This is a genomic window from Cupriavidus sp. HY129, from assembly GCF_059492215.1.
Genome location: NZ_CP083254.1, coordinates 3499711 through 3514955 on the forward strand (window position 1 = coordinate 3499711; position 15245 = coordinate 3514955).

Below are 15245 nucleotides of genomic sequence, written 5' to 3' on the forward strand. Positions count from 1 at the left end.
CCATTCGATACCGGTAGTTCGTTCACTACATCCTGACGCGGCATTGACGGGGTTTGCTCCCGCGCGGAACACTGCGCGGTCGCAGTTCCCCCACGATTCAGCCCGCGCCATGCCAGACACCACCCCCACGATGCGTACCCCGACGACCGCGCGCCGGCTCGTTGCCGAAGGACTGGGTACGGCCTTGCTGATTGCGATCGTAGTGGGGTCCGGCATTCGTGCCGAGCGGCTTGCCGCTGGAGATACCGCGCTCGCCCTGCTCTGCAATGCCCTGGCCACTGGTGCCGGGCTCGTAGCGCTGCTGGTGTCGCTTGGCCCCGTGTCAGGCGGTCATTTCAATCCGGTGGTCACGCTGTCGAACCTGATCCAGGGCAATCTGTCGCCGCGCGAAGCGCTTGGGTATGTGCTGGCGCAGTTGTCCGGCGCGGTGTTCGGCGTGATGGCCGCGCACGCCATGTTCGGTCTGCCGCTGCTGGCCGCGGCCACACAGGCGCGCACGGGTCCGCCCATGTGGTGGAGCGAATTTCTGGCGACGTTCGGGCTGATTGGGCTGGGTCTGGCCACCAGCCGCCATCGGCCGGGACTCGTGCCATTTGTCGTGGCGGGCTATATCACCGCCGGATACTGGTTCACATCGTCCACGTCATTCGCCAATCCGGCGCTGACAATTGCCTGCGCGCTGACCGATACCTTTACTGGTATTCGTGGGATTGATGTTCCGATGTTTATTCTGGCGCAGATATGTGGTGCAACGAATGCCGCGTTGCTGTTCCAGTGGCTCTGCCCTGCACCCATGGCAGCGGTCTCAAACCCGCCAGCCCAACGCTGGCAAGGCCGCACGGAGCTTACCAGCGCCGATTGAGCTGGACGCCGAAGATCGAGCCGGATGTCTGGGATGCCCAGGCATCGGCTGGCGAGGCGAAGGTGATGCCATCCACATCATTGGCACGGCTGTAGGTATAGAACGCACGCAGGTTGGCGTTGCCGGCCGATTTGCCGAGCGTAAGTGTCGGTGCCACGGTGAACGCCGTGCGCTGCCCGCCAACGCCAAACCCCGACGAGATCTGGTCGTGCGCGACCTCGAACGTCAGCCGGAACTGGTCGTTGGCGACGAATGCTGGCCGGACGCGCGTGGCGGCCCATTGCAGCGTGCCAACGCCGGAATGATCGAGCTGCAGGCTGGACTCCACCGAACCCGCCAGGCCTGTCCGGCTCTTCCATTCCACCGAATCGGACACGCGGACGCGTGACAGATCGTTGCCCATGCCCGAATAGCCGGTCATGGCCACGCGCGACCCCTGTCCATACTGCAGGCCAAGCCGATTGGTGCCATAGAGCACGCCCTTCTGCTCGTGCATGGCCGATGCCCACCATGCGCCGCCCGAATTCTCGATTTCCTGCATGGCTTCCACGCGGGTGAAGCCTACCTGGACCGAACCCTTGTCATTGGTGCCGATCGGTGCCGATCGGACTGTGTGATAGCTGGGCAGCTTGGCGCCATTTAGTTCGTTACGTGCGGTGTATTGATAACTCAGTCCAAAGTCGCCCAATTTGGCGTTGTCGACGCCGAAACGCATCGATGGCGAACTCGGTGGCAGCAGGCCCGACGACATCAGGAATGGATTGCTGTCGCGGCGGCCAGCCCAGACGCTGGCTTCCTGCAGCATGGGTGTTCCCGAGAGGCCACTGACGGAGGTATAGAAGTTCTGCACCAGCGCGTAAGGGTCCACCGCCGCGGCATTGCCGTTGACCGATGTCGTATCGGTGCCCTTGGCCTGCGCGACGAGCTGGACCTGCGTGCCGCCTCCCATATCCACCAGAGACTCGCGAATCTTGACCTCGCCCGAGCTGGTGCAGGCAAGCCCCTTGCCAAAGCCGGCCGAAGGCGTGCCACCGGCGGTGCAGGCGTGCTGCAGGCCTGACCGGTCCTCCACGGCCGCACGGCCGCTGTAGCCGAGCTGCCAGACCGAATCCCCGGCCAGATCGCCTGCCGGCAACTGCGAGCGCAGGACCGGCGGGGCGTCGGAAGGGGTTTGCGCGGATGCAGGGTCGCCGGTCCCTTCCCCTTGCGGCGCAGCGGCCTGCGCGGGGAACTCTCCCAGGCGGTGCGGGAACAGGACGAGCGGCGGCGGAGGTGGTGGCGGCGGCGCCAGCGAGTCGGGCGGGCCGACGAAATCCGGATCGACGGCATTCGTCGCTTCGACGGGCTTCGCGCTATCAGCGGGCGTGGCTGCTTCCGGGGAAGTTGCCGCGTTAGCGGGCGGCGAGGCCTCGGGCGAACTGGCCGCCTCGGCGGGCTTGGCAGCCGCATCCGTCGGTGCAGACGACAGAATCAGGTCGCCAAGCGGATCGGCTGAAGGTGCCGAAGCTGCCGGTGCGGCAACTGATTCAGGAACTGCCGCCGCTGGCTCCAGGGACGCCATCACCGAGGCAGCGGGCGGCACCGTGCTCTCCGCGATGAACGGTGGCGGGGTGACGGAACTGCCGGTATGCGCGCACGCACCCAGTCCCCACGCGGCCAGTACGGCAAACGTGAGGCGACGACGGGCAAGCAGACGATGGGGGCGCAAAGCAGGACGCAGCATGGCAACGACGAAACCGGTTTGGTACGAACACCGGAACAAGGGCTCAGGTTTTATCAGGTGAACTGTTGGACTACAAGGTGGGTTACAAAATCCGCCGAAATGCCCAGCTTTTCACATTACGAAAGGCTGCGGGACGATCCGGCCATGCCCCGTGCATCATTTCCGAACATGCCCGTTATCCGTTGCAGAAGTGCGAATTCCTAGCGAAAACCCCCATTCTGATGGGGCTCCGTGCCCAAAACGCCACCGCTATAATCGACCGGCCTGTCTTTCCGACAACACATCCGGATTCCCGACAGTTCTGCATACATACATATCAATAACGAGGAGATGTCCATGGAACGTCGTTCCTTCCTGTTGAAAGCGTCCGCCGTGGCCGCCACCGGAGCGCTCGCCGCCTGCGGCAAGGAAGAAAAGCCCGCCGCGCCGGCAGCATCGGCCAGCGCCCCAGCCGCCCCTGCTGTCATCGGCAGCAACCCGGCAGTGGAATGGCGGATGGCTTCGAGCTTTCCGAAGTCGCTGGACACCATCTATGGCGGCGGCGAACTGCTGGCGCAACGTGTGAAGGAACTGACGGACGGCAAGTTCAACATCAAGGTATTTGCCGCAGGTGAAATCGTGCCGGGCCTGCAGGTGCTGGACGCCGTGCAGAACCAGACCGTGCAGATCGGCCATACCGCCGGCTACTACTACTTCGGCAAGAACCCGACGCTGTGCTTCGATACGACGATTCCGTTCGGCCTGACCGCGCGCCAGCAGAACGCCTGGATGCTGCAGGGTAACGGCATGAAGCTGATGCGCGAGTTCTTCAAGGAATACAACGTCGTCAACTTCCTGGGCGGCAACACCAATGCGCAGATGGGTGGCTGGTTCCGCAAGGAAATCAAGAGCGTGGCGGATCTGCAGGGCCTGAAGTACCGCATCGCCGGGTTTGCTGGCGTGGTGCTGTCGCGCCTGGGCGTGGTGCCGCAGCAGATCGCCGGTGGCGATATCTACCCGGCGCTGGAAAAGGGCACGATCGACGCAGCCGAATGGGTGGGCCCGTACGACGACGAGAAGCTCGGCTTCTACAAGGTGGCGCCGTACTACTACTACCCGGGCTGGTGGGAAGGCAGCGCTCAGCTCTCGTTCTATGCGTCGGCACCCGAGTTCGAGAAGCTGCCCGCGCTGTACAAGCGCGCGCTCGAAACGGCCACCATCGAGGCCCATACGAACATGATGGCGAAGTACGACACCGTGAACCCGCAGGCGCTGGCCCGTCTGCTGGAAAACGGCGTGAAGCTGCGTCCGTTCTCGAAGGAAATCATGGAAGCCTGCTTCAAGGCCACCCAGGAAGCCTACGCGGACGAAAGCGCCAAGAACCCGTCGTTCAAGAAGATCTTCGACGACTGGCGCGTGTTCCGTAACAACGAAGCCGCGTGGTTCAACGTGGCCGAGCAGGCATTCTCGCAGTTCAGCTTCGCCCGCAAGCTGTAAGCAGCAAACGCCCCTCTCCCGCGCGGAGAGGGGCGAGTGGAGAGGGCCGGCACTTTATCCGCTAGCCACGCCCGCAAGGCGCTCACACGCGCTTTCTCCCGCCCCGGTAGAATCCGCCCACAACCGGACATCTACCCGGGACATTTCCCCATGCAACTCGGCATCTTCTACGCGCTGCTCGCGTACATCATCTGGGGCCTGCTGCCCCTCTACATCAAATCCCTGCACGGCGTTGCGCCGCTGGAAATCCTGCTGCATCGCATGGTGTGGTCGCTCGTGTTTCTTGGGGCGATCCTGCTGTGGCGCCGGCATTTCGGCTGGCTTCGCGAGGTGGCGGCCAATCCACGCCTGGTGCTCAATTTCGGAGCCAGCGCGGCCCTGCTCTGCTGCAACTGGTTCCTTTATATCTGGGCCGTTTCCGCCGATCGGGTGGTCGACGCCAGCCTGGGCTACTTCATCAATCCCTTGTTCAGCGTGCTGCTTGGCGTGTTGCTGCTGCACGAGCGGCTGCGCCCCGTGCAATGGCTATCGATCGCGATTGCTGCGGCGGGGGTGATCTGGCTCACGGTGACGGCCGGGCAGCTGCCGTGGATCGCGCTCGGCCTGGCGGCATCGTTCGGCGGCTATGGACTGTTGCGCAAGACCGGTGCCCTGGGGGCGCTGGAAGGGCTGTCGCTGGAAACACTACTGCTGTTTCCGTTTGCCGCCGCCGCGCTCGCCTTTCTGTTTCTGACGGGTCAGGACACCACGCGCGCCGCAGCACCGGGTACGCAGGTGCTGCTGGCAATGGCGGGTCCGATTACCGCCGTGCCGCTGCTGTTCTTCGCGGCAGGCGCGCGGCGCATTCCGCTGTCGTTGCTCGGGCTGCTGCAGTACGCCGGCCCGACACTGCAACTGGCGCTCGGCATCTGGCTATATCACGAGCCGTTTCCGCCGCAAAAGCAGATTGGCTATGCGCTGATCTGGGTATCGCTGGCCATCTACGCGGCCGAAGGCCTGCTTGTCAGCAAGCTCCTGCAGCGGAAAACTATTAGCGTTAAGAATGAAGTCGGTAAAAGTATATGAACTTAAATCTATTAAATTGATGGTTTGCGAGAGAGGCCGCTGACAGGCCCTCCGCAAAATCCGGGCGCGGCACTATACTGTACGTTTATACAGTACTCGATTCTCCCTTTCGTCCATGTCCTTATCCGCACGGCGCATCGCCCATCTCGACATGGATGCCTTCTATGCGTCCGTCGAACTGTTGCGCTACCCGGATTTGCGCGGCCAGGCCGTCGTGATCGGGGGCGGTCGCAACGCCGTGCCCGAGGTCCTGCCCGACGGCACACGCCGTTATGCGCGTCTGCGCGATTACGCCGGACGCGGCGTCGTGACCACGTCCACCTACGAGGCCCGCGCGCTTGGCGTGTTCTCCGCCATGGGGATGATGAAGGCTGCCAAGCTCGCACCCGACGCAATCCTGTTGCCGACCGACTTCGACGCCTACCGGCGTTACTCCGGGTTGTTCAAGGCTGCAGTCAGATCATTCACCGAACAAATAGAAGATCGCGGAATCGACGAGATATATATCGATCTGACTGATGTTGATGGCGAGGCGCGCGATGTGGCGGCCCGCATCAAGGCAGCCGTGAACGCGGCCACCGGGCTGACCTGTTCGATCTGCGTGGCGCCAAACAAGCTGCTGGCCAAGATCGGTTCCGAACTCGACAAGCCCGACGGCTTGACGATCCTGACGCCGGCCGATATCCCGACACGAATCTGGCCGCTGGCGGCCCGCAAGGTCAATGGCATCGGCCCCAAGGCGGCGGAAAAGCTGGCGGCGATCGGCATCGAGACCGTGGGGCAATTGGCGGAGGCCGACACCGCGCTGCTGCAGGCCCATTTCGGCCGCAATTACGCAAGCTGGCTGGCCGAAGTGGCGAATGGGCGCGACGAGCGGCAGGTCGTGGTCAGCTCCGAACCCAAGTCGATGAGCCGCGAAACCACGTTCGAGCGTGATCTGCATCCGCGCAGCGATCGTCCCGTACTGTCCGAGCAATTCACCCGGCTTTGCATGCGCGTGGCCGAAGATCTGCGGCGCAAGGGCTATGTGGGGCGCACCGTCGGCATCAAGCTGCGTTTCGACGACTTCCACACCGTCACGCGCGACCTGACGCTGACCGCCCACACCGCGGACGGCGCGACGATCCGGCATGGCGCCACCGAGTGCCTCAAACGTATCCCGCTGGAACGACGCATCCGGCTGCTCGGCGTACGCGTCAGCGCGTTGATCCCGGCCGCCGATCAGGGCGATGACCCCGCGCCGGTCCAGGAGGAATTGCGCTTCGACGCCGAGCCGGATTCCCCTGTTTTCCGTTGAAGCGGGTTTGAATCCCCTGTGTCATACGGGCCTATCTATGTCCCGGTAGAATCGGCGGCCATGACATCCGCCACCGCCCAACGCGCCGACGCCCCTGCTGCCTGGATCACTCCCCTCCTGGCCACCGCGTGCGGCATGATCGTCGCCAATCTCTACTACGCCCAGCCACTGGTCGGTCCGATCGCGCGGGCGCTCCAGCTTTCTCCCGAGATCGCCGGCCTGATCGTCACGCTGATCCAGATCGGCTATTGCGTGGGGCTGCTGCTGCTGGTGCCTTTGGGCGATATCGTCGAGAACCGCAAGCTTGTACTGACGCTGATCGCCGGCTGCGCGGTGGCATTGGTCGCGGCAGCGCTCGCTACCCACGCGAGCGTGTTCCTGATCGCCGGTTGCGCAATAGGCTTGTGCTCGGTGGCGGTGCAGGTACTGGTGCCGTTCGCGGCACACCTCGCCCCCGAACATGCGCGCGGCCGGGCCGTCGGCAACGTGACCAGCGGTCTGCTGATGGGCATCATGCTGGCGCGCCCGGTATCGAGCCTGGTGGCGGACCTGTTCGGCTGGCATACGATCTTCGCCGCGTCGGCCGTGGCCATGGTGCTGCTTGGCGTGGTGCTGTCGCGCAAGCTGCCGCAGCGCCAGCCGGCGCCCGGCGTGAACTATGTCGAGATGCTTGGTTCGATGGGGCACCTGTTGCGCACGCAGCCGGTGCTGCGGCGGCGCGCGATGTACCAGGCAAGCATGTTCGGCGTATTCAGCCTGTTCTGGACCACCACGCCGCTGTACCTGGCCGGGCCTGCCTTCCACATGTCCCAGACCGGCATCGCCGTGTTCGCGCTCGTGGGCGTGGCCGGCGCGATTGCCGCGCCGATGGCCGGCCGCTATGCCGATCGTGGCCACAGCCGCCAGATGACCGCCATCGCACTGGCGCTGGGCGCCGGCTCTTTCCTGCTGAGCCGCATCGGCGTCGAAGGTTCGCTCATGTCACTGGTGGCCTTGACCGTCGCGGCCGTCGTGCTCGACTTTGCCGTGTCGGCCAACCTGGTGATCGGGCAGCGCGCGATCTTCTCTTTGTCCGCGGAGCATCGCAGCCGCCTGAATGGGCTCTACATGGCCATCTTCTTCGTCGGCGGCGCGATTGGCTCGTCGGTTGGCGCATGGGCCTATGCGCGTGCCGGCTGGCCGCTGGCGAGCTGGATCGGCTTCGCCTTGCCGGCCGTCGCCCTGCTCTATTTCCGAACCGAGCCTGCAAGCACCTGACCGCGGTTGAATCAGGCGGAAGACGTTCGTCTCCCGTGCGCCAGACGTCGTCGTGTGCTCTACACTGTGCCAGCATATCGGTACCATCATTCCTGAATCCGTCGTCGCAGTACCCGCAAGATGCGGGCTTGCCGGAGACGTCCAATGGCATGGCACAAACTGCTTCCGCGGCCGCGCTGGCTGCCGCGTGCGGCACTGATATATCCGCAGCGCGTGGTGGTGGTGGGATTTGGCCTGGCGATGCTGCTGATGCTTGTCGTGGCGATGCGCGACCTGTACCTGCTGCGCGAGCGCGTCCTGATCCTGCATCAACACGATCTGGCGCTGCGCGCACTTGGCGCGGAAGCGGTTATCAATGCGGAACGGTTCAAGCTATCGTTCGTGCGCGATTACGCGCAGCAGCTTCTCGAACTCCAGCAGGGTACGAAAGCGTCTACTGACGGCGATATCGAACGTGCCTATGCGGCACGCAATGAACCTGTCTGGGAATTGCAGGTGCCGCTTGGCGACGCGCCGATCGTGGGGGTGTCGCCCCAGATCCTGAAAGGACTGCAGGGTTTCGAACGGCGCGACGAGGACTTGCGGGCGGATCTGCAGGCGGCGCGTCAGCTCAGCCATGTGCTGGGCGTCAGCCAGCGCAGCGACCGTCCCGATGGCACGGTGACGTTCATCTCGACCAACGGCTTTTACGTGACATATCCCGCGTTGCCACCGGACAGGGCTCCTGCCCTGATCAAACGCTTCAGCGGGATCGACTATTACCGCAGCCTGCTTCCCGATCGCGACCCCAGCCACGAAATGCGCTGGGCGCAGGTCTACACGCAATTCGAAAGCACGCAACTGCGCACCACACTGAGCGTGCCGGTCTACGTCGCGCAACGCTTCCGTGGCGTGGTGGCCGTGGACCTGGAGATTCGCCGTCTGCGTGACCTGATTGGCTTGCCGGAGATCCTGGGGTCTCATCGCTACCTGCTGGACCGCAACGGCAATGTCATCGTCTCGAGTCAGACCGGAGGCAAGACCAATCTGCGCTGGCCCGACGATTTCGCCGGGGACCTGCGCAATACGGCGGTGTCGGACCTCATCTCGCAAGGCACGGGCATGCGGCACGTCAACGGCCAGTATGTGTATTTCCAGCGCGTGGGCAATGCCGGAAACTGGCTAATGGTGGACACGCTCGACGAATACGATGTCTATGCGACGGTGGCCCGGCGCCTCAGCTTGCCATTGCTGACGATCTGGTTCCTGCTGCCTGTGCTGATGTATGTCACGCTGCGTGTGGTGACGCTGCTGTTTGACCACTATCTGGCCGCCGGCAGGAAACTCCAGCAGATGGCCGAGACCGATCCCTTGACGCAACTCGCCAACCGGCGCCGCTTTAGCGAACAGTTCAAAAAAGAGACGGCCCGCCGGCAGCGCGATGGCACGCCGCTGGCCATGCTGATGCTCGACATTGACTTCTTCAAGCGCGTGAACGACAAATGGGGCCACGCCAGCGGCGATTGCGTGCTCATGGCGATGGCGGAACTGATGCGCAAGCACTTGCGCGAGATCGATTTTCCAGCCCGCCTTGGCGGCGAGGAATTCGCGGTACTGCTCCCGGGCGCCTCGGCGGTTGAAGCCGTGGCAGCGGCCGAGCGCCTGCGCCTGGCCGTGGAAGCCGCGTCCGTCGAGGCTGCACCCGACGCGCCGCACCCCGACGCGGGCGACGGACGCATCCGCTTCACCGTGTCTATTGGTGTTGCAGAAGCCGGGACCGACGGATGCCAGACACTCGACGCCATGCTGGCAGTGGCCGACCGCCGGCTCTATGTCGCCAAGGAAGCGGGGCGCAATCGGGTATGCGCAACGGATGCGCCGGATGCGCCGGATGCGCCGGCCGGTAGTGCAGCGGTGCCATCGATGCAGCGACAAGGCAATTCATGACCAGCTCCTTGCGCGGGGATACGGCAAGTGCGCCCCGCGCAAATCCATTGCGCATTTCAACTCAGCGCACGAGAAACGCGATGTCGTCGGCAGTGATGACCGACACCGGAATCCCTTTGCGACGCTGAAACAGGATGTGTTGCTGAACGCGGCTGCGTTGCTCGGCGAAGACTGCGGGTTCAATCGCCAGGCCGTTGCGCGCGTAGTGCTGCACCAGCAGCTTGTAGGCGCGATGGCGGATCTGCAGCGTCTCGTTCTCCGCGCGCAGGCGCTGCCATTCGGCGGGGCTCAGGTCGAGCGTGTGATTGAGTTCGTCGATCGTGCGGGAATGCAGGTCGCGATAGAGATCGCGTTCGGCTTCCATGCGGTGCAGTTCGTCACGCAGCGCGGTGATCTTGCGCTGGAGCTTGAGCGACTGGCTGACGGCCGCCTGCATGCCTTTGGCCGCTTCCAGCGCCTGGTTGGCCGCTGCCATGGTGCTTTTCCACAGGCCGCGATCGCTTGCCGCGCCAAGTTCCGGCACCCAGCCGTCCGACGCCTTGATTATCGTATCCATCTTGACCCCAGTGACACCCATTGAAACTTCTGTTTTATCGGCCGATTCGCATCGTCGTGCGTCGGTCCGGATCGTTCTTGTCATTGCTCCGTCCGTGCGGCAGGCAACTGAAATCCATCGTAGTGAGATGTATGTCGGCCGCCAAGTCAAAGATGTTTAGATCAGATTTCCCCCCCAGCCGGCGATGCCGAAATGCGACAGCGGCAACGACCTGCGACGGCAGACAAAGCAAACAACACCACGTAAACCCCAACACATTTGCTGACGTTTTGACAGGCATTTGACAGTTTCGGCCATCTAGAATTCGGGCCATGATCGCCGATGTCCATGCCTTCGGCAGTCTGGCCAAATACATCGTGGCCGTTCTCTCAGTACAACCACAACATTCCAATAAAGACAGGAGACAGCATTGATGAATCGCTCGTTCGCCCGTTTCACGCACGCCTTCGTCGCCTCCGCGACGCTGGCCGCCGCCGTGGTGGCCGCTCCGGCCTACGCTGTGGACTCCCTCAAGGTCATGATTGGCGCCAACCCCGGTGGCGGTTTCGACCAGACTGGCCGCACCATCGGCGCGGCAATGGTGGCAGCTGGCGCGGCCAAGAGCGCCTCCTATGACAACAAGGGCGGCGCGGGCGGCACCATCGGCCTGACCCAGTTCGTCAACACCGACAAGGGCAACCCGAACGCGCTGATCGTGACCGGCGCCGTGATGGTCGGCGCGATCGAGACGAACCACCCGCCGGTGACCCTGAAGAACGCCACGCCGATCGCGCGCCTGTTCGCGGACACGATGGTGCTGACGGTGCCGGCCAGCTCGCCGATCAAGTCGATCAAGGACCTGACCACGCAGCTGAAGGCCAATCCGGGCAGCGTGAGCTGGGGCGGCGGTTCGAAGGGTTCGATCGACCACATCCTGGCTGGCCTGATCGCCAAGGAAGCTGGCGTGGACCCGAAGAAGATCAACTATGTGCCGTTCCAGGGCGGTGGTGAAGCCTCGGCATCGATCCTGGGCGGTCACGTGACCGTCGGTATCGCTGGCGTGTCCGAGTTCCTGCCGTTCATCAAGACCGGCAAGATGCGCGCGCTGGCCGTGACGTCGAAGGATCGCACCGCCGATATCCCGACGCTCAAGGAGCAAGGCATCAACGTCGAGATCTACAACTGGCGCGGTGTTTATGGCGCGCCTGGCATCTCGGCCGAACAGCGCAAGGCGATGATCGACGCCGTGGTCAAGGGCACCGAGAACCCGGTCTGGAAGGACGCGCTGCAGAAGAACGACTGGACGCCGTTCCTGCTGACCGGCGACGAGTTCGGCAAGTTCGTCGACGCGGAATCCGCCCGCCTGGGTGGCACGCTGCGCGAACTCGGCGTCGCCAAGTAAGACCGCTCCACAGGGGCCCGGCGCGCAAGCCGCGGTCCCCGACGACCAGCAAGCACGCGGAAGTTCGTTTCACCCTGTCGTTCCCGCCCGGCCGCCGACCGTCATGTCCGGCGGTGCGGAGAGCGGCACGGGGCCCGGTGCCGCCACCTGCGATGCACCGAAAAAACAAACCATATCGTCACCGGGCCCCGTGACCGTGCGGGTGGCAGGACCATCCGAGAGCCCCATCATGAAACCATCCCACGTCTCCATCGGCGTCGCCATCCTGGCGGTGTCCGCCTTCTTCTTTGCCGGATTGCCGGGTATTTCCGGCGATGAAGGCTATGCCGGCCTGTCGCCGCGCTTCGTCCCCACGCTGGTGGCCATCGGCCTGGCGGTGTGCGGCGCGCTGCTGACGTGGCAAGGCGTGCGCGGCGGCTTCCGCAACATGCCCGAAGAGGATGCCGAACTGCCGTCGGCGCCGCACAACTTCAAGGGCTTCCTGTGGGTGGCGTTGGGGCTGGTGGCCAACATGGCGCTGATCGGCACGCTGGGCTTCGTGTTCTCGTCGACGCTGATGATGGTGTGCGTGGCGCGTGGCTATGGCAGCCGCCGCATCGTGCGTGACGCGCTGATCGGCCTGCTCATCACGGTGCCGATGTGGGCGCTGTTCGAATTCTTGCTCGGCATCAACCTGCCGCTGCTGCCGGTAGCGGGCTTCTGAGCCCGCACCCCAACGGGAGGAACGAAACATGGATACCTTGAACCAGTTGATGCACGGCTTTGCCGTGGCCATCACGCCGCTTAACCTGATGTGGGCCCTGGTGGGCTGCTTCCTGGGCACCGCGATCGGCGTGCTGCCGGGCATCGGCCCGGCGCTGACCGTGGCGATGCTGCTGCCGCTGACCGCGAAGGTGGAACCGACCGCCGCGCTGATCATGTTCGCCGGCATCTACTACGGCGCGATGTACGGTGGCTCGACGACCTCGATCCTGATGAACACGCCGGGCGAGTCGTCCACGATGGTCACCGCGATGGAAGGCAACCTGATGGCCAAGAACGGCCGTGCGGGCCCCGCGCTGGCCACGGCCGCGATCGGTTCCTTCGTGGCCGGCACGATCGCCACGGTGCTGCTGTCGATGTTCGCGCCGGTGGCTGCCGACGTGGCGCTGCAGTTTGGCCCGGGCGAGTACTTCATGATCATGCTGCTGGCCTTCACGACCGTTTCGGCCGTGCTCGGTTCGTCGCTGCTGCGCGGCATGACCAGCCTGTTCCTGGGTCTTGGTATCGGCCTGATCGGCATGGATTCGCTGTCCGGCCAGACACGCTATTCGATGGACGTGCAGGAACTCTACGATGGTATCGACATCGTCGTGGTGGCCGTGGGCCTGTTCGCAGTGGGCGAGGCGCTGTTCAACGCCTTCTTCCCGCAGCCCGAAGGCTCGTTCAACAAACTGAGCTCGGTCCACATGAACAAGTCGGACTGGAAGCGCTCGGTGCCGGCCTGGATTCGCGGCACGGTTATCGGCTTCCCGTTCGGCCTGATTCCGGCCGGCGGCGCGGAGATTCCGACGTTCCTGTCGTATGCCGCCGAGAAGAAGCTGTCCGACCACAAGGACGAGTTCGGCCGCGTTGGCGCGATCGAAGGCGTGGCTGGCCCCGAGGCCGCCAACAACGCCGCGGTGACCGCCACGCTGGCCCCGCTGCTGACGCTGGGCATCCCGACTTCGAACACCACGGCAATCCTGCTGGCGGCGTTCCAGAACTACAACCTGCAACCGGGTCCGATGCTGTTCCAGACCTCGGGCGATCTGGTGTGGGGCCTGCTCGCTTCGCTGTATATCGGCAACGTGATGCTGCTGGTGCTGAACCTGCCGGCAATCGGCCTGTGGGTGCGCATGCTGCGCGTGCCGACGCCGCTGCTGTACGGTGGCATTCTGATCTTCGCCGGCCTGGGTGCGTATGGCATCCGCCAGTCGTGGTTCGATCTGCTGCTGCTGTTCGTGATCGGCCTGCTCGGCATGGCGATGCGCCGCTTCGATTTCCCGACCGCGCCAGTCATCGTCGGCCTGATTCTGGGGCCGATGGCCGAGAAGCAGCTTCGCAATGCGCTGTCGATTGGTCAGGGCGACTGGAGCCTGTTCATCAAGCAGCCGATCTCGGCAACCATCCTGGCCATGACCGTGGCGGTGGTGGTGCTCCCGCGTCTGCTGCGCTGGCACGCCAGCCGCACGACCGCGCGCGCGGAAGCGGACAACGCGGCATAAATCCCAGGTTCCGCCCTTCGGGGCGGCCCGGCGGGTTTGGGCAGGGGGCTTCGGCCCCCTGTATCATTGGCGCAAACAACATCGTGCGCCGAGGAGACACGGACCGTGCCCGAATCCACTTTCACGCTAGCCGACATCGACGCCACGCTCGAACGCGTGCTGGCCCCCTGGGTGCGTGAGCTTGGCCTGCGTGCCGAAGCCGTCGATGCCGATGGCGTGACACTGCGTCTGCCTTTCAGCGAAAGCCTTCGCCACGCCGGCGGCGTGGTGTGCGGGCAGGTGCTGATGTCCGCGGCGGACACGGCGATGATCGTCGCCATCGCGAACGCCCTGGGCAACTTCCGCCCGATGACGACCGTCAGCCTCACCACCAACTTCATGCGTCCCGTGATCGACGGCGATGTGCTTGTGCGCGCCAACGTGTTGCGGCTCGGCAAGACCGTGGTGTTCGGCGAGATCGAACTCACTGGCAAGGACGGCAAGCTCGCCGTGCAGGCCACTACCACCTACGCGCTGCTTTGAACGCCGGCATGTCGACCTCCACTTCCCTCCCTTCGACAGGTACGCAGCCGTTCGACCAGATCGTTTTCGCTGGTGGTGGCAACCGCTGCTGGTGGCAGGCCGGATGGTGGGACACCGTGGAGCCAGAGCTGAAACTGCGGCCGCGCGTGATCGCCGGCATCTCGGCGGGCGCGGCGACGGCGTGCATGGTCTACGCCAATGATTCGAAGCAGACCATGGCCTACTACCGCGAGGTGCTGGCCAACAATTCGCGCAATGCGTACTGGGGCAACCTGCTGCGGCGCGAACGCGTATTTCCGCACTACGGCATCTATCGCAACGCATTGCTTTCGCTGTTTGGCGACAGCCGTCTGGAGCGATTGCAGGAAGCGCCGGAGATTCGCATCGGCGTCGCGCATATCCCGCGCTGGAGCGGCCCGCGTCTGGCCGTAGCGGCCGGACTGCTCGCGTACAACATCGACAAGCACCTGCTCAAGACACTGCATCCGAGGCTGGGCCGCAAGCTTGGCTTTCATCCGGAGTTCGTGCGCGCGCAGGATTGCCGGTCGCCCGAGGATCTGGCCGATCTGCTGCTGCAATCGGCATCGACGCCACCGTTCACGCCAGTACTTCGCCGGGGTGGCCGCGCGGTGCTCGACGGCGGGCTGGTCGACAACGTCCCCGTCGATGCGCTCGATGCCACGCCGGGCAATGTGCTGGTGCTGGTGACCAGGCTGTATCCACGCCCGCGCCGCTTCGTGCTCGAGGTGGACGGCCAGCGTCGCCTGTATCTGCAACCGTCGATGCGTGTGCCGATTTCGAGCTGGGATTACACCCGGCCCGAGGCGATGACGCATGCGTACGACCTGGGCTGCCGCGATGCGGAAACGTTCCTGCGCGAGTGGCCCGAGATCAGAGAGGAATTGTTGCCGGCGTCTTGAGTGGTATGCGCCAG

At 64.3% G+C, this 15245-nt stretch carries 13 protein-coding genes; 11 read left to right on the forward strand and 2 right to left on the reverse strand.

All coding sequences use genetic code 11. From position 1 onward, the window contains the following. Positions 1-109 precede the first annotated feature (109 nt). Complete coding sequence (locus K6G35_RS16085) at positions 110-862, forward strand: aquaporin (RefSeq protein ID WP_495675936.1); 753 nt, start codon at positions 110-112, stop codon at positions 860-862. Here K6G35_RS16085 and K6G35_RS16090 read toward each other — a convergent pair. After that, positions 846-2585 (reverse strand): carbohydrate porin, encoded by a 1740-nt coding sequence (locus tag K6G35_RS16090; protein ID WP_495675937.1) that lies wholly within the window; start codon positions 2583-2585, stop codon positions 846-848. The two genes, K6G35_RS16085 and K6G35_RS16090, sit on opposite strands and share 17 nt — an antisense overlap. 336 nt (positions 2586-2921) lie before the next feature. Here K6G35_RS16090 and K6G35_RS16095 point away from each other — a divergent pair, with 336 nt between their 5' ends. The 5 genes from K6G35_RS16095 to K6G35_RS16115 all read left to right on the forward strand — a co-directional run bounded on the left by K6G35_RS16095 (position 2922) and on the right by K6G35_RS16115 (position 9606). Beyond that, positions 2922-4061: a TRAP transporter substrate-binding protein gene (locus K6G35_RS16095; protein WP_011517961.1), complete on the forward strand. Its 1140-nt coding sequence runs from the start codon at positions 2922-2924 to the stop codon at positions 4059-4061. A 150-nt stretch (positions 4062-4211) separates the two neighbouring features. Next, a complete protein-coding gene (gene rarD / locus K6G35_RS16100; RefSeq protein WP_495676361.1) occupies positions 4212-5126 on the forward strand; it encodes an EamA family transporter RarD in 915 nt (304 codons plus the stop codon). A gap of 115 nt (positions 5127-5241) precedes the next feature. After that, a complete protein-coding gene (gene dinB, locus K6G35_RS16105; protein WP_035881155.1) occupies positions 5242-6423 on the forward strand; it encodes a DNA polymerase IV in 1182 nt (393 codons plus the stop codon). Between the two features lie 60 nt (positions 6424-6483). Beyond that, a complete protein-coding gene (locus K6G35_RS16110) occupies positions 6484-7680 on the forward strand; it encodes an MFS transporter (RefSeq protein WP_008640996.1) in 1197 nt (398 codons plus the stop codon). Positions 7681-7824: 144 nt separating this feature from the next. Continuing rightward, positions 7825-9606: a cellulose biosynthesis regulator YedQ gene (locus K6G35_RS16115; protein ID WP_495675938.1), complete on the forward strand. Its 1782-nt coding sequence runs from the start codon at positions 7825-7827 to the stop codon at positions 9604-9606. Between the two features lie 61 nt (positions 9607-9667). On the opposite strand, the gene K6G35_RS16120 is transcribed toward K6G35_RS16115, so the two are convergent. Further along, positions 9668-10162 (reverse strand): hypothetical protein, encoded by a 495-nt coding sequence (locus K6G35_RS16120; protein ID WP_495675939.1) that lies wholly within the window; start codon positions 10160-10162, stop codon positions 9668-9670. A gap of 412 nt (positions 10163-10574) precedes the next feature. On the opposite strand from K6G35_RS16120, the gene K6G35_RS16125 reads away from it, so the two are divergent. The 5 genes from K6G35_RS16125 to K6G35_RS16145 all read left to right on the forward strand — a co-directional run bounded on the left by K6G35_RS16125 (position 10575) and on the right by K6G35_RS16145 (position 15231). Further along, entirely contained in the window at positions 10575-11543 is a 969-nt protein-coding gene (locus K6G35_RS16125) for a Bug family tripartite tricarboxylate transporter substrate binding protein (protein WP_008641004.1), read from the forward strand. A 229-nt stretch (positions 11544-11772) separates the two neighbouring features. Continuing rightward, on the forward strand, positions 11773-12246 hold the full coding sequence (locus tag K6G35_RS16130; protein ID WP_008641005.1) for a tripartite tricarboxylate transporter TctB family protein: 474 nt from the start codon (positions 11773-11775) through the stop codon (positions 12244-12246). Positions 12247-12274: 28 nt separating this feature from the next. Beyond that, positions 12275-13789, forward strand: coding sequence for a tripartite tricarboxylate transporter permease (locus K6G35_RS16135; protein WP_008641007.1), 1515 nt, complete (start codon positions 12275-12277; stop codon positions 13787-13789). Positions 13790-13894: 105 nt separating this feature from the next. Continuing rightward, the gene (locus tag K6G35_RS16140; protein ID WP_008641008.1) at positions 13895-14311 is read left to right on the forward strand and encodes a PaaI family thioesterase; all 417 of its coding nucleotides are present in this window, start codon (positions 13895-13897) and stop codon (positions 14309-14311) included. Between the two features lie 8 nt (positions 14312-14319). After that, positions 14320-15231 (forward strand): patatin-like phospholipase family protein, encoded by a 912-nt coding sequence (locus tag K6G35_RS16145; protein WP_495675940.1) that lies wholly within the window; start codon positions 14320-14322, stop codon positions 15229-15231. The last annotated feature ends 14 nt before the right edge of the window (positions 15232-15245 follow it).